Below are 23,085 nucleotides of genomic sequence, written 5' to 3'. Positions count from 1 at the left end.
CCGGTTCAGTCAGCAAGGGGCATCCAGCGACGAATGCGTCGCTCCAACCGTCCAGACAGGTAGTTGGACACCAGCGTCACCGCGTAATACAGCGCCGCGGCCGTGAGGTAGAACAACAGGTAATGGCGGGTCGAACCCGCCCCTTGCCTGGCGGTGTACAACAGCTCGTTAGTGCCGACCACGCTGATCAGGGCGCTGTCCTTGATCAGGTTGATCCACAGGTTGGCCATCCCCGCCATCGCGTGAGGCGCCATGATCGGCAGCGTGACGCGGCGGAACAGGCCGAAACCGTGCAGGCCGAAGGCTTTGGCCGCTTCGATCTGGCCGAAGGGAATGGCCTGGATCGCCGCGCGGAAAATCTCCGAGGCGTAGGCGCCCTGCACCAGGCCCAGCACCACGATCGCCGCCAACGGTCCGCTGACGTTGACCGCGCCGTAACCCAGCGTTGCCATCAGTGCGTTGAGCAGCATGGAGCCGACGTAGTACAGCAACAGGATCAGCAACAGCTCCGGAACCGCGCGGAACAAGGTGGTGTAGCCGCGCGCCAGCGCCGCGATCGGCCTTGGCCCGCCCAACTTGAGGCAGGCCACCACCAGGCCGATGGCCAGCCCGAGCACGAAGGCGCCGGCGGAGATCTGCAGGGTCATCCACAGTCCCTTGAGCAGCGCCGCGCCCCATCCTTGCTCGCTGAAACCGATCAAATCGAACATTGCTGGCATTTCACTCTCCAATCAGGGCCATGACAGCACCGCCGAACCCTGTGGGAGCGAGCTTGCTCGCGATGAGGGCATAACAGTCAACATCATTGGTGACTGAACCACCGCCATCGCGAGCAAGCTCGCTCCCACAGGTTTTTGCATTTGCCACAGGATTTGCGTTTGGTTTTCCGTCAGAACGCCGGCTTCACGCTGGTCCCGAAGTAGCTCTGGGACAGGTCGTCGTAATCCTTGCTCGCCAGCAGTTCCTGGATGGCCTTGTCGAGTTTGGCCTTGAGTTCGGTGTCGTCCTTGCGCAGACCGGCGCCCACGCCCTTGCCGAAGATCGGGTCGTACGGCACGGCGCCGAGGTATTGCAGGTTGCTCTTGCTGGCATCCGGGGTCTTGACGAAGGCCGCCATGGCGGTGCCGTCGGCCATCATCAGGTCAAGACGGCCGGCAATCAGGTCGGCGTTCACCGAGTCCTGGGTGTCGTAGTACTTAACGTCGGCGATTTTTTCGTAGTAGGTCTTCAGGTAGCTGGCGCTGACCGTGGAGTTCTGCACGCCGATGGTCTTGCCCTTGAGGTCGTCCGGGTATTTTTTGACGACAGCGTCCTTCGGCCCGACGATCGCCACCACGGAGTCGTAGTAGGCCTTGCTGAAGGCGATCTGTTTTTCCCGCTCTTCAGTGACCGACATCGAAGAGAAAATCACGTCGATCTTCTTCGCCAGCAGCGACGGGATGATCCCGTCCCACGCCACTTCCTTGATCTCGCACTCGGCTTTCATCTCGCTGCACAGCTTGTGGATCAGGTCCACTTCAAAGCCTTTCCATTCGCCGTTGGCCTGTTTCTCGGTGTACGGCGGATAGGGTTCGGCGGCGACCGCGAAGCGAATCGGCTGTGCCTGTGCCGAACTCATGGCGGCAAGCAACAAGCAGCCTGCCCCGGTCAACCAGTGTGCAAAACGTCGATTTCCCATGGTGTTTTCCCGTCTTTTTATTGGTGTTAGCGAGTTTGATGAGCGTTGACGAATTGGCGGCAACGCTCGCTGCGTGGGTGTACGAACACTTCGTCCGGCGAACCGGTTTCCTCGATCAGCCCTTGATGCAAAAAGGCGACTTTGGAAGAGACATCGCGGGCGAAGGCCATTTCATGGGTCACCAGGATCATGGTCCGGCCTTCCTCGGCGAGAGAGCGGATCACCCGCAGCACTTCCCCGACCAGTTCCGGGTCGAGTGCCGAGGTGGGTTCATCGAACAGCATGACCTTGGGCCGCATGGCCAGGGCCCGGGCGATGGCCACCCGTTGTTGCTGGCCCCCGGAAAGAAACGCCGGGTACTCGTTGCGCTTGGCCGCCAGCCCCACGCGTTCAAGCAAGGCTTCGGCGCGCTCGGTCGCCTCCACCCGGCTTTCACGCAGGACCTGGGTCGGCGCCTCGATGAGGTTTTCCAGCACCGTGCGATGGGGCCAGAGGTTGAAGTTCTGGAACACCATGCCCAGGCTGGAGCGGATGCGTACCAACTGTTTGGCGTCTGCCACCAGGGGTGCGCCGGGGCGGGTGTGGTTCAGGTGAATGCTTTCGCCGTCCACCAGGATGCGTCCCTGGTCCGGGACCTCGAGCATGTTGATGCAGCGCAGCAGCGTGCTTTTGCCCGAACCACTGGCGCCGATCAGCGAGATCACCTCGCCTTCGCGCGCGGTCAGGGATACACCCTTGAGCACCTCGATGTTGCCGAAGCGTTTGTGCAGGCGATCGACTTCGATCATGGTTCGCGCAGTGACCGGTTCGATGACCGGCCCACTGGCCACGCGGCTGACCACGGGCTTGGGGGCTTGCACTTTCAACGCCTGGACAAAATTGCGGATACGCTGAGAGGTCCTGGCCAACGCCAGGGTTTCGGCATGCGCGACCAGGGCGGCATCAGCGACGATCCAGCCCATATCCCAAGCGGTCATCGGGTGGGCTTTGGACAGGCTACCGATCATCACGCAACGCCTGGCCATGCCCGGCGCTGCCGCGAGGCACAAGTACTGGTGCTGCAGGGTCAGATCGTCATGGACCTCCTCGACCACCGCCCACAGGTCATGGGCGATGGCGAGTCCGGCGATGGTCTGCAGCGCTTCGTGGTTGAGCATCCCGCCGTTCGGGCCGGACAGGAAAATCGCCCGGGTGCGCGGGGTAATCGCCTTGGCCAGCAGCGCTGCATCACTGGACGCCACCCGCACCGGCGTGGCGCCGCAGGCCTTGAGCGACGCCTCGCAGGCCTGGTACATCGGATCGAGGACAATCACCTCGTCCCCTGCGGCGAGCAGGCACATCGACGCGACGAACAATGCATCCTGCGCCCCGGCCAGCGTGATCACGTTGGCGGCTTTGAGCTCACGCTCCAATACCTTTTCGTAGTGCGCGGCGATCGCTTCGCGCAACGCCAGGCGATCGGAAAATTCAGTGGTGTGAAGGTCACCTTCAGGCGGCACATCAATAGCGGCTACGCCTTGGTCCGAGATCCGCTCAACAAAGGGAGAAAACCGCATGCCAGTGCCTCGTTCAATATGAAGAAACGCAAGCCCGCAACCAGCCGGGAAAGAAGGTGGAACGAACATAGTTCAAGCTGAACACTCGTTCAACAGAAAACTGTCGATGGTTCGCGTTCAGCGTAAACAGGTCGTTTTTACGACAGTCGCGACGTTTTTACCGATTGGTTGCACAGGTCATGCAGATGGCATCCCGACGACTATGCTGCTGTGAGGTCCTTTGGCTGGAAAACACTTAATGCAATCAGGTACATCCACGCGGATGCGGCGCCGCCAGCTGCTGCTGATGGGCGCAGTGGTCCTCGGCGGTTGCGTACGGCTAGGGCCGGACTTCCAGCCACCGGGCGAAGCCTGGGTCGATCACTGGAACACCCCGGCCCTTGAACAGGCCAGCCAGCGCCTGCAGTACCCGGACATCCGCCAGTGGTGGCAGATCTTCGCCGACCCGGTGCTCGACCGCTTGATCGCCGAATCGGATGCGCACAATTCCAGCCTGAAGATCGCCGGCTTACGCGTGATGGAGGCACGTGCGCAATTGGGCATCGCGCAAAGCGGGCGTTACCCGCAACTGCAACAAATCGCCGCTGACAGCGTCTACATCAACCGCCATCAATCCGGCGGAAACAACCCGGTGGATAGCCATTTCTGGCAACACAGCGCCGGATTCGACGTGGGCTGGGAACTGGATTTCTGGGGACGCTTCAGCCGTGCCATCGAGGCCGCCGATGCCAGCTACTTCGCCGCCGAGGCCAACTATGACGACGTGCTGGTCCTGTTGCGGGCGCAGGTCGCCGACAGCTACTTTTTCCTGCGCACCACCGAGGCGCGATTGCGTGTCGCCCACGAAAACGCCCGCCAGCAGCAGCGCAATTTCGAAATCACCGAAAGGCTGTTCAACAGCGGCCAGACCGCCGAACTCGACCTGCAACAAGCCAAGACCCAATACCTGGGTACGTTGAGCACCATCCCCGTCCTGCAAGACCAGCTTTCCCGCACCCGCAATGCCTTGGCCGTGTTGATCGGCCAGCCACCCGGTGCGCTGCCACTGGTGGTCGACAACAGCGAGTTGATCCCGCTGGTCGATCGCGCCGTGTTGCAGGATGTCCCGGCCAACCTGTTGCTGCGCCGGCCTGATGTGCGGGCCGCCGAGTTGAACGTTGCGGCGCAGTCGGCGCTGATCGGCGTGGCCGAAACCGATTACTACCCGGCCCTGACGTTGCTCGGCAGCATCGTCTGGTCGACCGATACCTTGAGCGGAACCTCGCGCAGCCTCGACCTGATCGGTGGGCCGAGCCTGCGCTGGAACGTGTTCGACTACGGCCGCATCAGCAACAACGTGCGCGTGCAGGATGCGCGCTTGCAGCAGTTGATCGAGGCCTATCGCGACAAGGTGCGCCAGGCCGCGCGCGAGGCGGATGACGCCGCCAACGGCCTGACCCGCGCCCTGCAACGCGAACGCATCCTGCGCGAGGCGGAAAAAGCCGCGCAACGCTCGCTGGCCCTGGCCAACACGCTGTACCGCGAAGGTTACTCGGACTTCCAGCGAGTGCTGGACGCCCAGCGGGCGCTGCTCGAACTGCAAGACAGCTACCTGCTCAGCCGTGGCGATGCGGTGAGCAATGTGATTGCCCTGTACAAGGCGTTGGGCGGCGGTTGGTACAGCGCCCAGCCCAAGGTCGATCGCGCCACGCGCCAGCAGATGGAACAACGGACTGACTGGGGCGACCTGCTCGAAGACCCGACCGCCGAGCAGCCCGCCTCCCCCTTGCCCAACCAGGTGAACAAACCATGACTGAAGCCGCGCCCTCCCCTCAGCCAGCGCAGCCTGCCGCCGATCCAGCGAAAAAAGGCATCAAGTGGGTTTTACTGGTGATCGTTTTCAGCCTGGCCTGGTACCTGTTGGCTGACCGCTTCACGCCCTACACCCAGCAGGCACGGGTGGGCGCGTTCGTGATTCCGGTGGCGGCAGAAGTGGCGGGCCGGGTGATTCGCGTCAACGTGCGCAATAACCAGGATGTGAAGGCTGGAGAGGTGATCTTCGAGGTCGACCCGCAGCCCTACCAGATCGCGGTAGACCGGGCGCGCGCCGACCTGGAATCCACCCGCCGGCAGGTCGGTGCCAGTACCGCCGGCATTGCCTCGGCGCAAGCCAGTTTGCGGGCGGCACAAGCCAACGAGCTCAAGGCGAAGCAGGATAACCAACGGCTGGAAGGCTTGTACCGTGAAGACCCCGGGACCGTTTCTGTGCGCTTGCTGGAGGTTTCCCGCGCCAGCCGCGAGGCGGCCACCAGCCAGGTTGCCGCGGCCCGCGCCGAAGTCCAGCGTGCGAAGGAGCAGGAAGGCGGCAAAGAGGAAGACAACGCCCTGCTGCGCAGTGCCGCCACCGCCCTGTCGAAAGCCGAACTGGACCTTTCCAACACACAGGTTCGCGCCCGTTCGGCCGGTTTGATCACCGACCTGCGCACCGATGTCGGCCAGTTCGCCGCGGCCGGCAATCCGGTGATGACCCTGATTGCGATCCACGATGTCTGGATCAGCGCCGACATGACCGAGAACAACCTCGCCCTGGTCAGGCCCGAAACCCCGGTGTCCATTGCCCTCGATGCGTTGCCCGGCGAAGTGTTCCAGGGCCGCGTGCGCAGTGTCGGCTACGGCGTCAGCGTGGGCACCCCGGCCGCTCCCGGCAGCCTGCCCACGGTGCAGAACAGTCGTGACTGGCTGCGCCCGGCCCAGCGCTTTCCGGTGATCATCGAGTTCTCGGCCGAATCCCTGTCCATGCTCAAGGACAACCGCGCCATCCGTTCCGGTGGCCAGGCCGAAGTCATGGCCTTCCCTGCCGAAGGCAACGTGCTCAACCCGCTGGGTCGCTTGTTCCTGTGGCTGATGAGCTGGCTGTCGTATGCCTACTAATCGCACGCCGAGGGTGCAGCGCGCATTGCGCCTGGCCTGTGGCACGGCGCTGTGCCTGGCCGCGAGTTTCGGCCTGGCTATGCCAATCCCCTTCCTCGCGCCGGTGCTGGGGGCATTGCTGCTGGTCAGCCTCAATCGTCCCTTGCCGTTCAAAGCCACCCTGGTGCTGGCGCTGACCGCGATGCTGACCACCGGCATCGGCCTGCTGTTGATCCCGCTCCTGCGTTACTACGCCTTCAGCGGCGTACTGTTGATCGGCCTCGGCCTGCTGATGGTGTTTCGCTTTGGCCAGCGCGGCGGCAACAATCTGGTGGTGACCTTCCTGGTGATCGGCCTGACCATGATCCCGGCAGCCGGGGTCGCCGACTTCGGGCTGGCGGCGATGGTCATCAAGGCATTGACCAGTGGCTTGCTCCTGGCCGTGATGATCGGCTGGCTAAGTCACTGGCTGTTCCCCGAACCGGACAACGCCCCAGCCCCCCCGCCCGCGCCGGCCCAGTCGGCGGAAGACGTCGACCGCGTCGCATTGCGCGCCACCCTGATCGTGATCCCGACCTTCCTGCTGGCGCTGATCGACCCCGCCAGCTACATGCCCATCGTGCTCAAGGCCGTGAGCCTGGGCCAACAGAGTTCCAGCACCAACGCCCGCGACGCCGCCCGCGAGCTGATTGGCTCGACCTTGCTCGGCGGCCTGCTGGCGATACTGTTCTGGAGTGCACTGACGGTCTTCGTGCACCTATGGATGTTCTTCCTGTGGATGCTACTGTTCGCCCTGATCCTGGCGCGCAAGCTCTATGGCCTGAGTGCGGGGCGGTTGAGCCCTGGTTTCTGGCTCAACACCTTGATCACCCTGATTATCCTGTTGGGGCAATCGGTCCAGGACAGTCTGGCAGGCAAGGACGTCTACACCGCTTTTGCAGTGCGTATGGGGCTGTTCATTGCCGTAACGCTGTATGCGTGCCTGATGGTTCGTTTGCTGGATCAGCGACAAAAAAACCAGGTACAGGGGCCAATGCCGATCAGGTAATGCTTTGAACACCGCGATCCTTGTGGGAGCGAGCTTGCTCGCGATGACGGTGGCACAGTCAACACTGCGTTACCTGACAGTCCGCCATCGCGAGCAAGCTCGCTCCCACAGGTTTTGCATGTTAATTGAAAATTGATCGGTATCAGGCTCACGGATTAACCTGATACCCCTTCCCCTGCAAGCAACTGGTGTACGCCGTAGAAGTGGTCGCTGTGTTGGTCTTCTCCTGCGCCCGGCGCTCCTGGCGCTGGCGCGAGCCGCCGACCACGGCACCCGCCACTGCCGTTTCCTTGGCTCGGTCCTGCCGGTAGTCCTGCTTCCTGTCGTCATCGACATTGTCATAGAACTCGTCATGCTGGCGGCCTCGCACCTGGGCCCCGGCCGCGCCGGCTGCCGCGCCTGCTGCGGCACCCTTGATCCGTCCGCCAGAGGGTGTCGAGGTGGTCGAAGCGCTGCTGGCAGCGATGCTGTTGCATTCGTTGATATCCAGTTGAGTCTGTTGCGAAGTCTGGCCCTTCAGCGGTACTACCGTCTGGGTCCATCCCTGGGCACTGAAAAACGACAGTGCGACGCACAGGCCGATGGGTGACAACCTTTTCATGATGATCTCCTGATGGGCGTGATTCACCCTGAAAGAGTGTAGTTCAGGCCTCCTCGCCCACCTCCATGACCAGGCTGTTTTCCACCCAGCGCACCGGCACGGATTCCAGCGTCGCGCCTTTGCACGGCCCATCGATGCAGTGCCCGTCTTCGAAACGAAACATCGCACTGTGATGCGCGCACATCAGCACCTGGCCGCGATAGGTGCAGAATTCCTGCGGGCGATAGTCCAGCGGCACGGAAAAATGCGGGCAGCGGTTGATGTACACCCACACCTGCTCGCCCTGGCGCACCGCGACGAGGCCGGCGGGATGCAGGTGCTGGTGCTGCGGCAGCCCCAAGGCGCCGCCGTCGGCGATGTCTTCTCGTTGGCACAAGGTGATGAGGGTCATGGTCAGCCCCGCAACTCGGGATTACCGAGGCCCCAGTGCCAGGGGCGAATCTGGATGCTGGCAAACAATCCGGCCCGGACATAAGGATCGTCCTGGACGAAGGCTTCCACTTCCCCCAGGCTGCCGGCTTCGATCACCAGCAGCGTGCCATTCATCGCCAGGCCTGCGTCATCAAGGGTCGGGCCTCCCAGGCGCACGACCACGCGGTGTGCATCGCTCCCACGCAAATGCGCCTGGTGACTGGGCCGCAAGCGCTGGCGCAACGCCAGGCAATCCGGGTGGTCGGTGGCGAATACGGCAAAAAACTGGCCCATGACTCACACCGCCTCCATGACGAATTCGTAACACGCACGCTTGAACGGCAATGGCATGCCCAGCCGCGCGGACAGCTCATCGTGGCGGGTGCGATCCTCGTAGATCACCTGCAACGACTGTTTGACCCCGAACACCGCATCGGACGCCAGGTACGGATCATCGTGATTGAACAGATGGGTCACCAGTGTGCGATACCCCGGCGCCTCGATCATGAAATGCAGGTGCGCCGGCCGCCACGGATGCCTGTTGGCAGCCTCGAGCATGCGCCCCACCGGGCCATCGGTCGGAATCGGATAGCACACCGGGACAATCGTGCGGATCGCAAAGCAACCGTCGGCGTCGGTGCGATAACGTCCGCGCAGGTTGCCGAACGGCTGTTCTGTGTCCTGGCCCGAATACATGCCGTTTTCGGCCGTCTGCCAGACGTCCAGCACCGCGCCGGCCAGGGCATTGCCCCGGGTATCGACCACCCGCCCGCGCACCAGCGCCGTCTCGCCCGGGGTGAACGCCATGTTCTCGCCGAACGCGCGCTCGGGCATGCCTTCGATGTAGAACGGCCCGAACACCGTGGTCTCGGTGGCCGTGGCGCTGTGGCGATGATTGATCGCGTCGACCAGCATCGATACGCCGAGGGTGTCCGACAGCAGAATGAATTCCTGACGCACCAGGCCATCGCATTTGTGCCCGGTTTCGGTCAGGAAACCGATGCCTTCCAACCACTCCTGCTCGGTCAGTTCGACCTCGCTGACAAACGCATGCAGGTGCCGGACCAGGCTTTGCATGATCTGTTTGTAGCGGGCATCGGGCGCATCAGCGAAGCTGTTCACGGCCTGTTCGCAGATCAGTTTTTCCAAGGTTTTATCGTGATCGGTCATTGTTTTTATTCCGACAGTGCTGATTGCACGCTGAGTCAGGCTGGCGCCTGGCCCAGCATGGCGCGGGTCAGCAATGCTTCGATCGGGCCTTGTTCAAACGGCCGTGGATTGTAATAAGGGCTGGCACAGGCGATGTGTGCCGCTTCAGCCGGACCGTTTGGCGGCAGGCCGATGTCGGCCAGTGCTAATGGAATATCCAGTTTCTGGTTGAGTGCATACAACAGGGCGCCCACCTCGCCGGCCTCGCGACCACCCAGGGCGCGCGCGGCACGTTGCAACGGCTCGGCGGCGGTCTCACGGTTGTAATGCGCGGCATGGGGCAGGACGATGGCGTGAGCCTGGGCGTGGGGCAAATTGAAGGTGCCGCCCAGGGTGTGGCAGAGCTTGTGGTGCAAGGCCATGCCGACCGAACCCAGGCAAATGCCCGCCAGCCACGCGCCATATAACGCCTGGCTGCGAGCGTCGGGATCGCCGGGATCCTTGACCACTCCCGGCAATGCCTGCGCCAGCGAGCGGATCGACTCTTCGGCCATGAGGCCGATGATCGGGTTGGCGTCCTCGGCGTACAGCGCTTCCACCGCGTGGGCCATGGCGTTCATGCCCGAACAGGCGGAGATCTGCGCCGGCAGGGTCAGGGTCAATTGCGGGTCATAGATCACGGTTTTCGGCAGCACCCGTGGGTCGCGTCCGGTTTTCTTCAGGCGATTTTCGGTCAGGCCGTAGATCGGCGTCATCTCCGAGCCGGCGTAAGTGGTTGGCACCGCCACGATCGGCAGCCCCGAATCCATGGCGATCGCCTTGCCCAGGCCGATGGTCGAACCACCGCCGATGGCCACGCAGCAATCGGCCTCCAGGCGCGCCGCTTCGACACGCGCCGCTTGCGCCACTTCCAGCGGCACGTGCATCACCGCGTGCGGGTACACACCCGCCGCGCGATCACCGAGCAACGCCGCAACACGTTCGCCGAGGCCGTGTTGTTCCGGCGTGGTGAGGATCAGCGCCCGACGGGCGCCCAGGCGCTCGATCTCATCGGCCAGTGCCGAGAGTTTGCCCCAGCCGAACACCACGCGGGTCGGCAGGCTTTGGTAAACAAAAGGATTCATGGCCAGCCTCAGCGCTTGAAGTGTGGGGGGATCTTCGCGTCGACGTTGACCCACACCGAACGGGCTTCGGTGTAGTCGTGGATGGCTTCAAAGCCCATTTCCCGGCCGTAACCGGACTGCCCTACGCCGCCAAACGGGCTGCCGGGGCTGACGCGCTTGTAGCAGTTGATCCAGCACATGCCCGCGTGGATCGCATCGGCCATTTTGTGCGCACGGCTGAGGTTCTGCGTCCACAGGCCGCTGCCCAGCCCGTACTCGGTGCTGTTGGCGATGGCCAGGGCTTCTTCGTCGGTGCTGAAACGCACGACCGTGACGAAGGGACCGAAGACTTCTTCCTGGCAGACACGGTCACCCGGCTTGGCCTCGACCACCGTGGGTTCGACATAGAACCCCTTGGCCAGGGCCTGGTCGTCCGGCGCCTTGCCTCCGGCGAGGATCTTGGCGCCCTGCTCGATGGCGATATCGATGTAGGCCAGCACACGGTCGCGGTGCAGTGCCGAGGTCAGCGGGCCCATTTCGGTTTCGGGGTCCATCGGGTCACCGAGACGGATCGACTTGGCCAGGGCAATGAAGCGCTCCAGGAACGCGTCAGCAATGTCTTCATGCAGAATCAGCCGCGAACCGGCGATGCAGGCCTGGCCCTGGTTATGGAAGATCGCCCAGGCTGCGCCGTTGACCGCCGCTTCCAGATTGGCGTCTTCAAAGACAATGTTCGCACCCTTGCCACCCAGCTCCAGTTGAATGCGCTTGAGGTTGCTCTGCGACGCTTCAACAATCCGCCGACCGGTGGCGGTCGAGCCGGTAAAGGCAATCTTGCCGACGTCCAGGTGTTCGGCCAGTGCCTGGCCCGCGGTATGGCCGTAACCCGGCACCACGTTGACCACGCCTTTGGGGAAGCCGACTTCGGTCATCAGCTCGACGATGCGCAACGTCGACAGCGGCGTGATCTCCGAGGGTTTGATGACGATGGTGTTGCCCGCCGCCAGCGCCGGGCCCATCTTCCAGCTGGTGAACATCAGCGGAAAGTTCCAGGGCACGATCTGCCCGACCACGCCGATCGGCTTGCGCTGCACGTAATTGAGGAAGCCTGCTTCCACCGGAATCACCGTGCCTTCGATCTTGTCGGCCATGCCGCCGAAGTAGCGGAAGCACGCGGCGGTACGCGGCACATCGAGGCCACGGGAATCGCGGATCGGGTGCCCGGTGTTCAGTGATTCCAGCTGCGCCAGTTCTTCGCTGCACTCTTCGATTTTGTCCGCCAGTTTGAGCAACAGGCGTCCGCGCTCGGCAGCGGCAAGGGCCGACCAGGCTGGAAACGCACGCTTGGCGGCGGCTACTGCGAGGTCGATGTCGGCGGCTTCGGCGGCGGCAATGCGGGTGATCAACGAGCCGTCGTGGGGCGACACCACGTCGATGGTCCCGCCCGCGACCGCATCGACGAAGCGGCCATCGATATAGAGCTGATTTTGCATAATGGTTTCCTCGCACCGCGTCTGGAACGCAGTGTCTGACTGGATGGCTCAGAGCATGGCCCGGCAAGGCGCCGGGCAAGACACGTGGTCTTAGAACTCGATCGGATACGGCTTGAGTTCACCGCTTTCATAGCGTTGCGGCAGGTTCGGCGTGGCGTTTTCCCAGACCAGCAGCATCGAGCGCTTGGTCGAATAGCCCTGGTGGCGAATGTCGGCCGGCATGGCGCAGATGTCGCCGGCGCGCATGGTGATGCGTGCACGCGGGTTGCCGTCGTCCTTGTCGCCGACATCCCAGATGATCTCGTCCGATAGCTGCAGGAACCACTCGATCCGGTCATTGCCATGGAACACCGGCAGGATGAATTCTTCGGTGGTCGGGCAGAACAGGCTGGCCTTGCACACCGAGGTCACCGAGGGGTTCCAGGTCACATCGGAGCGCGACAGGTACTTGTGCAGGTTGAAGGCATGCAACTGGCCTTCGAAACCTTCTGCGGCGTGAATTTCCGGCTCGTCCTGCGGCACATCGATGAACTGGCGGTTGACCGGCAGATCGTTGCGCAGCGGCGAATCATCCGGCAGGCCGGGCATGCGCTTGGTGGCGATTCGAAAGCGTTCGATGGCTTCGATGTTGTTGCCGTTCTTGCGACCAAATGCGCTGCCGGTTTCTTCCGGTGCGGCGAACGGGTCGAAGGTGGCGTTGGTCCAGTCGCGCAGGATCGCCTTGAAGGTGGCCATGATCAGCGGCGTTTCGAAGTTTTCGGTGTAGTTGACCCCTGCCGCCTTGAGCGTGCCATTGAAGGTGCCGGCGTACAGGTCGACTTTGCCGTAGTAATTGCGGGTGCCGATGACGTGGTCGAAGTTGACCCAACCGTAGAAAAAGCCCCAGGCCACGTCACGCATCAAGGCGCGCAGAAAGGCGTCGGCCGGGATCAGGTGCGAACGGGTCTGGCCTTTGGCGGGCCAGGTGATTCGGGCGAAATACTCGTCGCGCGAAAGCTCGAACGCGCCGAGTTTGAAGGCGCGATAACCGGTGACGGGATGGGGGGCGCTGGCCTGGACGTCTTCGTCGGCGAACAGTGGCGTTTGGGCAGCGGTTTCAAGCATGGCCATGGCGGGATACCTCTTGTTATTGTGGGCGGGGCGACTGGGCAGATCACTTGAAGCAGATGTCGGCCCATTTCTCGACCGACAACGGGCCTTTGATCGTCTGCTGCAGGATCACGCCCGGGCGACTGGCTTCGAAGCGATACGCGGTGCCCACCGGCAGCAGGCACTGGTGACCGCGCTTGAGCAGGACGTAACCCATTGGCTTGCCCGCCGGCACATCCCCGGCCAGTTGCGTGCCCTCGCCTGCGGTCAATGGCGCATCGAGCTTGAGGAAATCCACCCGCACTTCACCGTCCATGACGATGGCGAATTCGTCGTGCGCCGCCGTGTACCAAGGCGACTGGCCTTCGGCGCGCAGGGTTTCAATGACGTAACCGAGGTTGAGGCCGACGACGACCTTTTCATACGCAAGGGATTTGTCCGCCACCTCGAAAACGTTGGAAAAGGCATAGTGACTGGCCTGGCCGCTGATGATTTCAACCGAGCCCTTGGTGTACTTGTCCAGCGAGCCGAAGACCGTTTCGATTGCCGCGCTACTCATGGGTTTTCACCGTTTTGTTGTTGTAGTAACAGTGAGCCAACAGTACGTCGCGCCTGGTCCCGGGACAATTAGAGGAGCGGCGACAACAGTGTTTGCGAAACGCAAACACTGGGGGTGGCGATCTCTTCTTGTAGGAGCGGAGCTTGCTCGCTCCTACAAAAATAGGCGGCGCATCTCTCAGCGGACCCAGCCGCGCTCCAGCAACGGCTTATCCCAGCAGGGCTCATCGCCGAAATTCTCCACCAGGAAGTCGATCAACGTACGGACTTTCAAGGCCCGGCGCTGGGTCGCGGGATACACCGCGGAGAAATTGAAGGAGGACAACGCGTACTCGGACAGCACCGGAATCAGGCGTCCGCTGAGCAGGTCGTCACTGGCCACCAGCGTTGGCAGGCAGACAATACAGACGCCGGTCTGCGCGTAATCACGCAACAGGTGCACCGAGTTCGAGCGCACCTGACCCGGCAGGCTCAGTTCCACCTGCTCGTCTTCGCGGTTGAACAGCCAGCGGTTGCGCGACGGATAACCCTCGTACAGGGCGATCTTGTGTTGCAGCAATTGCTGGGGATGGGTCGGCACGCCGAACTCGCTGGCGTAATCGGGGGACATGCAGAACAGCCGGCGCACGCTGAACAATTTGCGCTCGATCAGGGTTTCCGCCATCGGCGGGAACATCTGGAACGCCACGTCAAAACCTTCTTCGATCGGGTCCACCACCCGGTCGTTGACGATGACGTCCACCTCAATGTCCGGGTACAGCCGGGTGAATTCGGCCAACATGCGGCCGAAGTGCCCGATGGCAAACCCGGGCAGCATCTGCACCCGCAGTTTGCCGGTGGGTTTGGCGCGCAGTTCGCGCATGTGTTCGGTCAGCGAGTTAAAACTCGCGACCATGTCCGCGCATTCCTTGTAGTACGTCTCCCCGACCTCGGAGAGCCGCACATGGCGCGTGCTGCGATGGAACAGCGGCGCATTGATGAACTGCTCCAGCTGCTGGATGCGATGGGTGATGACCGAGCGGGTCACGCCCAGTTGCTGGGCCGCCCTGGCGAAGTTGCCGGTTTCGGCAACCCGCACGAAGGCTTCGACACTGAGTAAACGATCCATGGGGCAGGTTCTCTGGATGTTTTTTGTTCTTATAGGCATACGAGGTTAGCCTTTCGGCACCTCGCACTCCACATCCGGGGCGAGAACCTGCGATGAACTCAATTGGCGCCCCCTTGTAGGAGCGTGCATGCTCGCTCCTACAAGGGGTCAGCGGTCAGCGGTCAGCGGTCAGCGGTCAGCGGTCAGCGGTCACCGATTGAGCCACGGATAGCGCGCCGTGTCCTGGCTGCCGTAGTCAGGGTCCAGGTAGATAAAGCAGCGCTGGATCTTGAAATCACGGATCTCGAACACGTCAGCCCAGTAACCGGCACCGGCCGGCGACGGGACGCCCGCGCGCCAGTGGCCCTCGACGTGCTCGCCAAAACTGGTGCCTTCGCAGACCAGCGTGTCAGTGCCCGTGAGAATCCAGTTGAAGTGCGCGTAGTCGTGGGTGATCGATTTCAGGCGGCTGCCCAGGTCGCTGAACATCTGGCCGATCTGGTCACGGCCGGTGGCCAGTCCCCACTTTGGAAACAGGACCTGCGCATCCTCGGCGAACAGCTCGAGAATGCTGGCGCCAGTGGAGGTGATACCGCCGTTGTCGAATGCCTTGAGGTATTCCAGGGCGACCGATTTGCGTTGCTCGTCGGTCATTGTCAGGGTGCTGATCATGGCTGTCTCCGTCGGATTTTATGGGAGTGATAGGGATGCTGGCCGTCAGTGCAACGACTTGATGTAGGTGATGATCTTTTGCCGCTTGGCCGGGTCGTCCTGGGAATACACCATGGCACTGCCCGGCGCGACGCTCTGGGCATCGGTCAGCCAGGCGTCGAGCATCGGCTCGTCCCAGACCTTGCCTGCCATGGCTTTGGAGTAGCCGTCGCTATACGTAAAGTTGGTTTCGCTGGCCGCCTTGCGACCCAGCAACCCGAACAGGTTCGGGCCCTGACCCGGCGGTCCGCCCTTGTCGAAGGTGTGGCAGACCGCGCAGTGGTTGGTCGCCAGTTTCTGCGCCACCGCCAGGTCATCGGCCAAAGCGCTGCCGGTCAAAGCAAAACTTGCCGCCACCGCCAACAGCGCGGGGGCTCGCAGGTAGAAGTTGAAATGCGTCATATCGTTGTTCTCATGCAGTCACGGGGCTTGATTCAGCTTCGGCTCGGTTCCTTGTGCGCCTGGTTCGCCGCGCGATAGGCAAAGGCGATGATCGGGCCAAGCGTCGAACCACCGGCCCAATAGGCGCGACCGGAGGCCGACGCCACGCAGTTGCCGACGCCGTACAGGCCCGGGATCGGTGCATTGGCGTTGTTCAATACCTGGCCGACGGAGTTGGTTTTCGGGCCGCCCTTGGTGTCGAGGTTGCCGCCGGTGATCAACGCCGCGTAGTACGGACCTTTCGCCGCCAAGGGGTACAGGGTCAGGTTGCCGGTGCGATCGGGCTTGACCGGGCCGGTGAACACGCCCTGGATCACCCGTTCGCCGCGATGGAAGTCCAGGTCCTTGCCCGTCTTCGCCAGCTCGTTGAAGCGCTTGAGCGTGGCTTTCAAGTTGAGGTTGAAATCCACGCTGAGCTTCATCCCGCCAATGTCGGCGGCGTGCTTATCCAGGCGTTCGGCGATGTTCTTCGCCAGCTCTTCCAGGGTGTCGCCCCGCACCACATGGCGGTCGTTGCCGCCCTTGGGCACGATCGGCGAGCCGTATTCGTCGCTGCTGCAGTAGTCCTGGGCACGCTGGTCCCAGATCGAAAACATCACCAGGTTCGGGTATTCGGCTTTATCGCCATCCCACTGGAAGAAGGTCGGGACCAGTTCGTTGTAGACGGTTTTTTCGTTGACGACGCGCTTGCCGTACTTGTTCACCATCAGCATCGAATCGCCGTTCATGGTGAAGATGCCGGACATCGAACCGTCTTTGGCCAGGGCCTTTTCCAACAGGATCGGGCACGACCACGCGTAGTTCATGTTGCGCAGTTGCACCCCCAATTCGCTCGAGATACGGATGAAATCGCCTTCGTTGGTCAAGGCCGCGCAGCCACCGTAGACCGGGGCGTTGAGGAAGTTGCGGCGCAGTTCCGGATCGTGGGTAAAGCCACCCGTGGCGAAGATCACCGCTTTGCGCGCCTTGACCCGTTGCCGCGTGCCCTCCTCGGTTTCGACTTCGACACCAGTTGCTTCGCCTTTGCCGTTGAGGATCACCTTCACCACGCGTTCGCCAGTGCGGATTTGCACGCCGTCACGCTTGGCGGCGGCGGTCAGCGTACGAATCGCCACGCGACCGCCGTCCGACATGCTGGGCCGGGCTTCCTTGGGCACCAGTACGCGGCCTTTATTGGCCTTGTCTTCGGGCAACTCTGCGAAATAGTCCGGCACGTCCGGGCAATGGCGATAAGGCAGCGCGTCGCGTTCGGCCAACAGTTCGGCAGCGGGCGAGGCGCTCTCGTAGATCGCTTCGCACATCTCGTATTCCCAATCCGACAGGCCGAGCTTGGGCAGCGAGGCGTCGTAGGATTGTGGCCGTGTCAGGCGCGCGACATAGCGCAGGTAGTCGGCTTTTTCATCGACGATGCCCGCATCACGCATCGGCTTGTTGTTCGGCACCCAGTACCAGAACGCCGCTTTCGCTGCAGTGCCACCGGGGCTACCGGCCTTTTCCAGGATGACCACGTCGTTGCCCAGCCAACAGGAGAACAACGCGGTTGGCAAACCGCTGCCGCCACCGCCAACCACGACAATGTCGTGCTCTCTATCAAAGGGCAGCTCGTCGCTGGCCATCGCGCGTGCGGCCACCCCCGACAAGGCGGCGACAGCCGTACCGGCGGCGCCGGCCTTGATGAAGCTGCGACGTGACAGTGCAAGTTTCTGGTTTTCTTCGTTCACTTTTTATTCTCCGGAATGAGTCGCGGCGACGCAGGCAGGCGTCGGGGTTTCACCAGTAATGCCAGAGCTGCACAAACAAGCCGTCGGTGACGGTGGTGTTGCGCCCTTCCACGCCTTTGGAATAGTGGATGGACACCTGGTCCCACATTTTCTGGGCGAAGACCTTTTGCACGCCGGGTTTGAGCTGGAACAGCACGCCGGCGCCGAGCGCGGTTTCGTTGGATTCGGAGAACTCGATGGCATCGTTGTTGCGGTCATCGGAGCTGAAGGTTTTCTGGTAATCGGCACTGACGAAGGGCGTGATCTGGTAGGTCGGGCGATCGACGATGTTGTAGCCCAGGCGCAGGTTGGCGTGGGCTGTGTCGCCAGGTTCGGTGTGGTGCGGGCCATCGCCGCGTAGGATCGCGCCGACCAACAGGTCGATGTTCACCTTGCCCAGCCATTCGTTGTAGAAAAGCGAAGGCCACAAGGCGTAGGTGTCGCTGCTGACCGAATCGGCGCCGGTCGGCAGTTGCACATAGGCTTGCGCACCGATGGTGCGCAGCGGCGTCGGGTTGTACCAGACCAGGCCACCGACCAGCGGATCGCCGAACCCGCTGACCCGCGTGCCGTTGCCGCGCACCGCGATTTCCGGGAGGGTGATACTGGCGATGAAGCCGGTGTTGGGCAGGCCGTCCATCTTCCAGTAGTGCAACAACGACGTCAGGCCAACGTAGGTCTCGGTGTTGCTGCCGGCGACCTTGTTGCCGTGATCGTCGAAGCGCTTGCGGTCGTCGTTGTATTCAAACTCCTGACCCACCGAGTTGTAGGGCTCGGTGAAGTCCGAACTGAACTGAAAGCTTTGGGGCCGGTTGCTGGCAAAAGGGATGCCCGATGCTTGCGCCATCGCGGGAAACAAAATGCCAGCCCCCAGAACGGGAGCGAACAGGGTCGCTGCACAACCCCATGCACGAATACTCATACCTGCCTTCCTTATTTTTATTAGGCGCCAACCCCCCGAAGGGGCGTAAGGCCGAAAGCAAGGTATGACGTCTTGATGAGCCCTGGCGGGAGCTCCACCGGATCGTTGGCCGATCCCGGTGTTCGGCGAGATGGAGGCTACAAGCCGGCCACTGCACCAACAATTCCATTCTCGGCGACATCAGTGTTTGCGTATTCAGAACAATGGGGCGGGGAATTTGAAACTGTAGGAGCTGGCTCGCCGGCGAAAGCGCCAGGTCAGCCGACATCGATGCAATCTGTGCCGACCCATTCGCTGGCAAGCCAGCTCCTACAGGTTTTGTGATGTTATTGAGGCAGCGGATACAAATGCTCATCAAACTGCGACAGCTTCGGAAATTCCAGCGGCTGGTCGTCGCTCAGGTGTTGCAGACGCTGGGTGTAGTCCACCAGAAATTGCTGACGCGCCTCATCGCTGATATACGGCACATGCCAGGCCACGAACGGTTCCAGCACATCAAATCCAACATACGCCAGCGTGCCGCGCAAAATCGGTCGCAGCATGTCCTGCAACGGCCCATGGATCGCCTCTTCACCGAACATGTGTTCACGGCCACCCAGGGTCACGGTCACCAATGCCTTTTTACCGGCCAAGCCGCCCTGATCGTAGAAGCGCTTGCCGCCGTAACAGATGCCCGACACCAGCACCCGGTCGATCCAGCCCTTGAGCATGGCCGGGGTGGAGAACCAGAAGATCGGGAAGTTGAGGATCAGCAGGTCGGCCCACAGCAGTTTGTCCAGCTCGGCTTGGATATCCGCCGCCAGTGACTGGCTTTTCACGCCCAGGCGTTGTTCCAGCGCATAGACCAGGTACTCGGGATTTTCCCGCGACGAAAAATCATCGGCGCTGGCCACCGGGTTCCATTTCATCTTGTACAGGTCGCTGACCTGCACTTCATGGCCCTGGGCTTCAAGGGTCGCGACAGCCTGGTCGCGCAGGGCGGCGGTGAAGGATTGTGGCTCAGGGTGAGCATGGACGATCAGTACTTTCATGATGATTCCTTAGACTTTTTCCAGCGTAGGGTTTGAATTCGGGGTGGCGCGGCTGGCCAGCAGGTGGTCGAGCCAGTCGGGGTCCATTTGCGGTTCGCAGGAAAACAGCAGGCCGGTGTAGTCCTGGTGCGGTGGCGTGAAAATAGCACTGCGCGAGCCGTGATCCACCACCCGGCCCCGTTGCATCACCAGCACTTCGTCGGCAATCGCGCGCACGGTGGCGACGTCATGGGTGATGAACAGGTAGGCAACGCCGAGCTGTTGCTGAATGCGGTTGAGCAGCTTGAGCACGCCTTCGGCCACCAGTTGATCGAGGGCCGAGGTGACTTCGTCGCAGATGATCAGTTGCGGATCGGCGGCCAGGGCCCTGGCGATGCAGATCCGCTGCTTTTGTCCACCGGACAACTCCCGGGGCTGACGCTCCATGAAGGTCGCGGGATCGAGTTCGATCATCTCCAGCAACTCGGCCACCCGCGTGCGCATGGCCTTGCCCTTGAGCCCCAGATAAAAGGTCAACGGCCGGCCGATGATATCGACGATGCGCTGGCGCGGGTTCAGCGCAGTGTCCGGGATCTGGTAGATCATCTGCACGCGCCGCAGTTGTTCTTTGCTGCGCTGGCGAAAGTCCGCGGGCAGCGGCTCACCGTCGTACAACACTTGGCCGTAAGTCGGTGGCAACAAACCGGTGATCAGCCGTGCCGTCGAGCTTTTACCACTGCCGGATTCGCCGATGACCGCCAGGGTCTGGCCGCGATACAGCTTCAAGGAAACGTCATGCAGCACCGGTTGCTGCCCGTAACTGGCGCAGCTGTTGCGCAGTTCCAGCAGCGGTTTTTCCTGTTGCGGGCAGGGTTTGGGTTCGGTACGGAAACTGCGCACCGCCCACAACGACTTGGTGTAGTCCTCTTGCGGATCGCCGAGCATCTTGCGGGTCTCGGCCTCCTCCACCAGTTTGCCGTGACGCAGCACCATGATGCGGTCGGCCATTTGCGCCACCACCGCCAGGTCGTGGCTGATGTAGATCGCCGCGCTGCCGTAGGTCTTCACCGCATCGCGAATCGCCGCCAGCACTTCGATCTGGGTGGTGACGTCCAGCGCGGTGGTCGGTTCGTCGAAGATGATCAGGTCCGGGTGACAGGCCATCGCCATGGCGGTCATGACCCGCTGCAACTGGCCGCCGGAGACCTGGTGCGGGTAACGCTGGCCGATCAGTTCGGGGTTGGGCAGGCGCAGCACGCGATACAACTCCACCGCCTCGCGCATGGCCTGTTCACGACTGATGCCGCCGTTCTTCACCGCCGTTTCCACGTGCTGATCGATCAACCGATGGGCTGGGTTGAACGAGGCTGCCGCACTTTGCGCGACGTAGGCGATGCGCAGACCGCGCAACTTGCGCAGGGCCTCGGGCTTGGCCTTGAGCAGGTCGATGCCGTCGAAATGCACCGTGCCGCCAGTAATCTTGCAGCCGTCGCGGGTGTAGCCCATGGCGGACAGGCCCAGGGTCGATTTGCCCGCCCCGGATTCACCGATCAGCCCCAGCACTTCACCGCGCTGCAGGGTCAGGTCGATGCCCTTGATCAGCGGATGCCAGGCGTCCTCGTAGTGACCTTCGATGTGCAGGTTGCGGATTTCCAGCAAAGGTTTGGATGTCGTCATGTTCAGCATTCCTTGAGGCCACTGGACTTGTGCAGCATCCAGTCGACGACGAAGTTGACGCTGACCGTGATCAGGGCCACGGCCAGGGCGGGCAGTAATGGACTGATGTCGCCGAAGGTGATCAGCACCGCGTTGTCGCGCACCATGCTGCCCCAGTCGGCGGTGGGCGGCTGGATGCCCAGGCCGAGGAACGACAGCGCACTGATGAACAGGAACACGAAGCAGAACCGCAGGCCGAATTCGGCAATCAGCGGCGCCGCGGCGTTGGGCAGTACCTCGCGGGTCACCAGCCAGCACAGGCCTTCACCACGCAGGCGCGCGGCCTCGACGAAGTCCTGCACCACCACGTTCATCGCCACGGCGCGTGACAGGCGAAACACCCGGGTTGCGTCCAGCAGCGCGATCACCAGCACCAGCGACGTGGCCGTGGTGCCGACCACACTGAGAATCAGCAAGGCGAAGATCAATTGCGGAATGGCCATCAGGATGTCCACCACCCGCGACAGGCCCTGATCGACCCAACCGCCCTTGATCGCCGCGATCAGGCCGCAGGTGCCACCGAGCAGGAACGCCAGCACCGTGGTCAGGAAGGCAATGCCCAGTGTGTTGCGCGCGCCATAGACCAGGCGGCTGAACATGTCGCGCCCCAGGTTATCGGTACCCAACAGGAACTGCCCGCCCCACGGCGCGAAGCCCTCGCCCACCACCTGGGTTTCGCCAAACGGCGCCAGTACCGGGGCGAACAGCGCCACCAGGATGTACACAACGATCACCAGCAATCCGAACTTCGCACTCAGCGGCGCCCGGAGCAATTGTTTAAGCAGGCTCATGGTCTACCCCTTTGGATGCATCAGGCGTGGGTTGCTGGCAATCGACAGCACGTCGGCACTGGTATTGAGCAGGATGTAGGTGGCGGCGAAGATCAGGCTGCAGGCTTGCACCACCGGGATATCGCGCTTGGCCACCGAGTCCACCAGTAACTGGCCCAGGCCCGGATAGACGAACACCACCTCGACCACCACCACGCCGACCACCAGGTACGCCAGGTTCAGCGCCACCACGTTGACGATGGGCGCCAGTGCGTTGGGCAAGGCGTGGCGCAAGATGATGCGCGACTGGCTGATGCCCTTGAGCCGGGCCATTTCGATGTACGGGCTGGCCAGCAGGTTGATCAAGGAGGCGCGGGTCATGCGCATCATCTGCGCGATCACCACCAGGCTCAGGGTCGCCACCGGCAATACCGAGCGCTCCAGTACCTCACCCAGGCTGGCGTTCGGCGAGAGGTTGGAAATGCTCGGGAACCAGTTGAGTTTCACCGCGAACACCAGGATCAGGATGTAGGCGACGAAAAACTCGGGGAACGACACCGCGCTCAGGGCCGAGGTGTTGAGCAGGCGGTCGAACCAGCTGTTGCGATACAACGCCGCGAGCATGCCCAGCAACAACGCCAAAGGCACCGACACCAGTGCCGCCAACAGCGCCAGGCTGAAGGTGTTGCCCAGGCGGGTGCCGACCAGTTCGGCGATCGGCCGCTGGTTGGCCAGCGACACGCCGAGGTCACCGTGCAGCAATTGCCAGATCCAGTGCCCGAAACGGGTCAGGGGCGGCAGGTCCAGGCCCAGTTGCGCGCGGTAGGCCGCCACGGTTTCCGGGGTGGCGGACTGGCCGAGCATGGCCTGGGCGATGTCGCCCGGGAGCAGGCCGACGGCGAGGAAGATGATGACTGATACTGCGAACAGGGACAGCAGGCCCAGGGCCAGACGCTGCCCCAACAGCTTGAAAATACTCTTCATCGTGCAGTTCCTTGAATTGGGCACGCTGGTGAAGATTGCAAATTCCACTGTGGGAGCTGGCTTGCCAGCGATTGCGGTAGGTCTTTCAACATCAATGTTGACTGTGCCG

General features: G+C 62.4%; 23 protein-coding genes and 1 pseudogene. 3 read left to right on the top strand and 21 right to left on the bottom strand.

Features of this window, described 5'->3' with window-relative positions; genetic code table 11:
- Nucleotides 1–5: 5 nt before the first annotated feature.
- The 4 genes and pseudogenes from ACIO0C_RS10845 to ACIO0C_RS10830 all read right to left on the bottom strand — a co-directional run.
- A complete protein-coding gene (locus ACIO0C_RS10845; protein WP_401311408.1) occupies nt 6–719 on the bottom strand; it encodes an ABC transporter permease in 714 nt (237 codons plus the stop codon).
- 170 nt (nt 720–889) lie between these two features.
- Nucleotides 890–1,678 (bottom strand): transporter substrate-binding domain-containing protein, encoded by a 789-nt coding sequence (locus tag ACIO0C_RS10840; protein WP_401311405.1) that lies wholly within the window; start codon nt 1,676–1,678, stop codon nt 890–892.
- A gap of 26 nt (nt 1,679–1,704) precedes the next feature.
- Entirely contained in the window at nt 1,705–2,466 is a 762-nt protein-coding gene (locus ACIO0C_RS10835) for an ABC transporter ATP-binding protein (protein ID WP_401311444.1), read from the bottom strand.
- 117 nt (nt 2,467–2,583) lie between these two features.
- Nucleotides 2,584–3,234, bottom strand: a pseudogene (locus ACIO0C_RS10830) (aminotransferase class I/II-fold pyridoxal phosphate-dependent enzyme); the annotation flags it as partial.
- A 238-nt stretch (nt 3,235–3,472) separates the two neighbouring features.
- On the opposite strand from ACIO0C_RS10830, the gene ACIO0C_RS10825 reads away from it, so the two are divergent.
- Genes ACIO0C_RS10825 through ACIO0C_RS10815 form a run of 3 tightly spaced genes read left to right on the top strand, consistent with a single transcriptional unit; the run spans nt 3,473 to nt 7,171 of the window.
- A complete protein-coding gene (locus ACIO0C_RS10825; protein ID WP_401311402.1) occupies nt 3,473–5,026 on the top strand; it encodes an efflux transporter outer membrane subunit in 1,554 nt (517 codons plus the stop codon).
- Nucleotides 5,023–6,144, top strand: a complete 1,122-nt coding sequence (locus ACIO0C_RS10820; protein ID WP_401311399.1) for an HlyD family secretion protein — start codon at nt 5,023–5,025, stop codon at nt 6,142–6,144. Before ACIO0C_RS10825 ends, ACIO0C_RS10820 begins: the two co-directional genes overlap by 4 nt.
- Nucleotides 6,134–7,171: a DUF2955 domain-containing protein gene (locus ACIO0C_RS10815; protein ID WP_401311396.1), complete on the top strand. Its 1,038-nt coding sequence runs from the start codon at nt 6,134–6,136 to the stop codon at nt 7,169–7,171. The genes ACIO0C_RS10820 and ACIO0C_RS10815 overlap by 11 nt, the downstream gene beginning before the upstream one ends.
- A 148-nt stretch (nt 7,172–7,319) precedes the next feature.
- Here the strand turns inward: ACIO0C_RS10815 and ACIO0C_RS10810 are convergent, their stop codons facing one another.
- The 17 genes from ACIO0C_RS10810 to ACIO0C_RS10730 form a co-directional block, all read right to left on the bottom strand.
- Nucleotides 7,320–7,772 (bottom strand): hypothetical protein, encoded by a 453-nt coding sequence (locus ACIO0C_RS10810; RefSeq protein WP_401311393.1) that lies wholly within the window; start codon nt 7,770–7,772, stop codon nt 7,320–7,322.
- Nucleotides 7,773–7,815: 43 nt separating this feature from the next.
- The gene (locus tag ACIO0C_RS10805; RefSeq protein WP_401311390.1) at nt 7,816–8,163 is read right to left on the bottom strand and encodes a Rieske (2Fe-2S) protein; all 348 of its coding nucleotides are present in this window, start codon (nt 8,161–8,163) and stop codon (nt 7,816–7,818) included.
- Nucleotides 8,164–8,165: 2 nt separating this feature from the next.
- Nucleotides 8,166–8,477, bottom strand: coding sequence for a YciI family protein (locus ACIO0C_RS10800; protein ID WP_401311388.1), 312 nt, complete (start codon nt 8,475–8,477; stop codon nt 8,166–8,168).
- A gap of 3 nt (nt 8,478–8,480) precedes the next feature.
- Entirely contained in the window at nt 8,481–9,353 is an 873-nt protein-coding gene (locus ACIO0C_RS10795) for an intradiol ring-cleavage dioxygenase (protein ID WP_401311386.1), read from the bottom strand.
- 35 nt (nt 9,354–9,388) lie between these two features.
- Nucleotides 9,389–10,456, bottom strand: coding sequence for a maleylacetate reductase (locus tag ACIO0C_RS10790; protein WP_401311383.1), 1,068 nt, complete (start codon nt 10,454–10,456; stop codon nt 9,389–9,391).
- Between the two features lie 8 nt (nt 10,457–10,464).
- Nucleotides 10,465–11,928, bottom strand: a complete 1,464-nt coding sequence (locus ACIO0C_RS10785; RefSeq protein ID WP_401311380.1) for an aldehyde dehydrogenase family protein — start codon at nt 11,926–11,928, stop codon at nt 10,465–10,467.
- A 90-nt stretch (nt 11,929–12,018) separates the two neighbouring features.
- Nucleotides 12,019–13,038 carry a hydroxyquinol 1,2-dioxygenase gene (locus tag ACIO0C_RS10780; protein WP_401311377.1) on the bottom strand — a complete coding sequence of 340 codons (1,020 nt, stop codon included), beginning with the start codon at nt 13,036–13,038 and terminating at the stop codon, nt 12,019–12,021.
- Nucleotides 13,039–13,081: 43 nt separating this feature from the next.
- Complete coding sequence (locus tag ACIO0C_RS10775; RefSeq protein ID WP_401311374.1) at nt 13,082–13,576, bottom strand: hydroxyquinol 1,2-dioxygenase; 495 nt, start codon at nt 13,574–13,576, stop codon at nt 13,082–13,084.
- Between the two features lie 177 nt (nt 13,577–13,753).
- The gene (locus ACIO0C_RS10770) at nt 13,754–14,683 is read right to left on the bottom strand and encodes a LysR family transcriptional regulator (RefSeq protein ID WP_401311372.1); all 930 of its coding nucleotides are present in this window, start codon (nt 14,681–14,683) and stop codon (nt 13,754–13,756) included.
- 189 nt (nt 14,684–14,872) lie between these two features.
- Nucleotides 14,873–15,334: a nuclear transport factor 2 family protein gene (locus ACIO0C_RS10765; RefSeq protein WP_401311370.1), complete on the bottom strand. Its 462-nt coding sequence runs from the start codon at nt 15,332–15,334 to the stop codon at nt 14,873–14,875.
- Nucleotides 15,335–15,379: 45 nt separating this feature from the next.
- Complete coding sequence (locus ACIO0C_RS10760) at nt 15,380–15,775, bottom strand: c-type cytochrome (protein WP_401311367.1); 396 nt, start codon at nt 15,773–15,775, stop codon at nt 15,380–15,382.
- Nucleotides 15,776–15,807: 32 nt separating this feature from the next.
- Nucleotides 15,808–17,535 (bottom strand): FAD-dependent oxidoreductase, encoded by a 1,728-nt coding sequence (locus ACIO0C_RS10755; RefSeq protein WP_401311365.1) that lies wholly within the window; start codon nt 17,533–17,535, stop codon nt 15,808–15,810.
- A 49-nt stretch (nt 17,536–17,584) separates the two neighbouring features.
- Entirely contained in the window at nt 17,585–18,496 is a 912-nt protein-coding gene (locus ACIO0C_RS10750; RefSeq protein WP_401311362.1) for a transporter, read from the bottom strand.
- Between the two features lie 326 nt (nt 18,497–18,822).
- Nucleotides 18,823–19,527, bottom strand: coding sequence for an NAD(P)H-dependent oxidoreductase (locus ACIO0C_RS10745; RefSeq protein WP_401311360.1), 705 nt, complete (start codon nt 19,525–19,527; stop codon nt 18,823–18,825).
- Between the two features lie 9 nt (nt 19,528–19,536).
- A complete protein-coding gene (locus ACIO0C_RS10740; RefSeq protein WP_401311358.1) occupies nt 19,537–21,183 on the bottom strand; it encodes an ABC transporter ATP-binding protein in 1,647 nt (548 codons plus the stop codon).
- 2 nt (nt 21,184–21,185) lie between these two features.
- Nucleotides 21,186–22,013: an ABC transporter permease gene (locus ACIO0C_RS10735; RefSeq protein ID WP_401311355.1), complete on the bottom strand. Its 828-nt coding sequence runs from the start codon at nt 22,011–22,013 to the stop codon at nt 21,186–21,188.
- A 3-nt stretch (nt 22,014–22,016) separates the two neighbouring features.
- Nucleotides 22,017–22,976 carry an ABC transporter permease gene (locus ACIO0C_RS10730; RefSeq protein ID WP_401311353.1) on the bottom strand — a complete coding sequence of 320 codons (960 nt, stop codon included), beginning with the start codon at nt 22,974–22,976 and terminating at the stop codon, nt 22,017–22,019.
- Between the last annotated feature and the right edge of the window lie 109 nt (nt 22,977–23,085).

Origin of the sequence: Pseudomonas sp. NPDC087336 (assembly GCF_044744285.1) — a bacterium.
Classification (GTDB): Bacteria; Pseudomonadota; Gammaproteobacteria; order Pseudomonadales; family Pseudomonadaceae; genus Aquipseudomonas.
Note: the sequence above shows the minus strand (reverse complement) of the source record. Positions and strands in the feature narration are given on the sequence as shown.

What these genes read in the sequence shown, in the direction of transcription:
- ACIO0C_RS10845 (WP_401311408.1), bottom strand. Translation starts at nt 719, where the DNA reads ATGCCAGCAATGTTCGATTTGATCGGTTTCAGCGAGCAAGGATGGGGC.
- ACIO0C_RS10840 (WP_401311405.1), bottom strand. Translation starts at nt 1,678, where the DNA reads ATGGGAAATCGACGTTTTGCACACTGGTTGACCGGGGCAGGCTGCTTG.
- ACIO0C_RS10835 (WP_401311444.1), bottom strand. Translation starts at nt 2,466, where the DNA reads ATGATCGAAGTCGATCGCCTGCACAAACGCTTCGGCAACATCGAGGTG.
- ACIO0C_RS10825 (WP_401311402.1), top strand. Translation starts at nt 3,473, where the DNA reads ATGCAATCAGGTACATCCACGCGGATGCGGCGCCGCCAGCTGCTGCTG.
- ACIO0C_RS10820 (WP_401311399.1), top strand. Translation starts at nt 5,023, where the DNA reads ATGACTGAAGCCGCGCCCTCCCCTCAGCCAGCGCAGCCTGCCGCCGAT.
- ACIO0C_RS10815 (WP_401311396.1), top strand. Translation starts at nt 6,134, where the DNA reads ATGCCTACTAATCGCACGCCGAGGGTGCAGCGCGCATTGCGCCTGGCC.
- ACIO0C_RS10810 (WP_401311393.1), bottom strand. Translation starts at nt 7,772, where the DNA reads ATGAAAAGGTTGTCACCCATCGGCCTGTGCGTCGCACTGTCGTTTTTC.
- ACIO0C_RS10805 (WP_401311390.1), bottom strand. Translation starts at nt 8,163, where the DNA reads ATGACCCTCATCACCTTGTGCCAACGAGAAGACATCGCCGACGGCGGC.
- ACIO0C_RS10800 (WP_401311388.1), bottom strand. Translation starts at nt 8,477, where the DNA reads ATGGGCCAGTTTTTTGCCGTATTCGCCACCGACCACCCGGATTGCCTG.
- ACIO0C_RS10795 (WP_401311386.1), bottom strand. Translation starts at nt 9,353, where the DNA reads ATGACCGATCACGATAAAACCTTGGAAAAACTGATCTGCGAACAGGCC.
- ACIO0C_RS10790 (WP_401311383.1), bottom strand. Translation starts at nt 10,456, where the DNA reads ATGAATCCTTTTGTTTACCAAAGCCTGCCGACCCGCGTGGTGTTCGGC.
- ACIO0C_RS10785 (WP_401311380.1), bottom strand. Translation starts at nt 11,928, where the DNA reads ATGCAAAATCAGCTCTATATCGATGGCCGCTTCGTCGATGCGGTCGCG.
- ACIO0C_RS10780 (WP_401311377.1), bottom strand. Translation starts at nt 13,038, where the DNA reads ATGGCCATGCTTGAAACCGCTGCCCAAACGCCACTGTTCGCCGACGAA.
- ACIO0C_RS10775 (WP_401311374.1), bottom strand. Translation starts at nt 13,576, where the DNA reads ATGAGTAGCGCGGCAATCGAAACGGTCTTCGGCTCGCTGGACAAGTAC.
- ACIO0C_RS10770 (WP_401311372.1), bottom strand. Translation starts at nt 14,683, where the DNA reads ATGGATCGTTTACTCAGTGTCGAAGCCTTCGTGCGGGTTGCCGAAACC.
- ACIO0C_RS10765 (WP_401311370.1), bottom strand. Translation starts at nt 15,334, where the DNA reads ATGATCAGCACCCTGACAATGACCGACGAGCAACGCAAATCGGTCGCC.
- ACIO0C_RS10760 (WP_401311367.1), bottom strand. Translation starts at nt 15,775, where the DNA reads ATGACGCATTTCAACTTCTACCTGCGAGCCCCCGCGCTGTTGGCGGTG.
- ACIO0C_RS10750 (WP_401311362.1), bottom strand. Translation starts at nt 18,496, where the DNA reads ATGAGTATTCGTGCATGGGGTTGTGCAGCGACCCTGTTCGCTCCCGTT.
- ACIO0C_RS10745 (WP_401311360.1), bottom strand. Translation starts at nt 19,527, where the DNA reads ATGAAAGTACTGATCGTCCATGCTCACCCTGAGCCACAATCCTTCACC.
- ACIO0C_RS10740 (WP_401311358.1), bottom strand. Translation starts at nt 21,183, where the DNA reads ATGACGACATCCAAACCTTTGCTGGAAATCCGCAACCTGCACATCGAA.
- ACIO0C_RS10735 (WP_401311355.1), bottom strand. Translation starts at nt 22,013, where the DNA reads ATGAGCCTGCTTAAACAATTGCTCCGGGCGCCGCTGAGTGCGAAGTTC.
- ACIO0C_RS10730 (WP_401311353.1), bottom strand. Translation starts at nt 22,976, where the DNA reads ATGAAGAGTATTTTCAAGCTGTTGGGGCAGCGTCTGGCCCTGGGCCTG.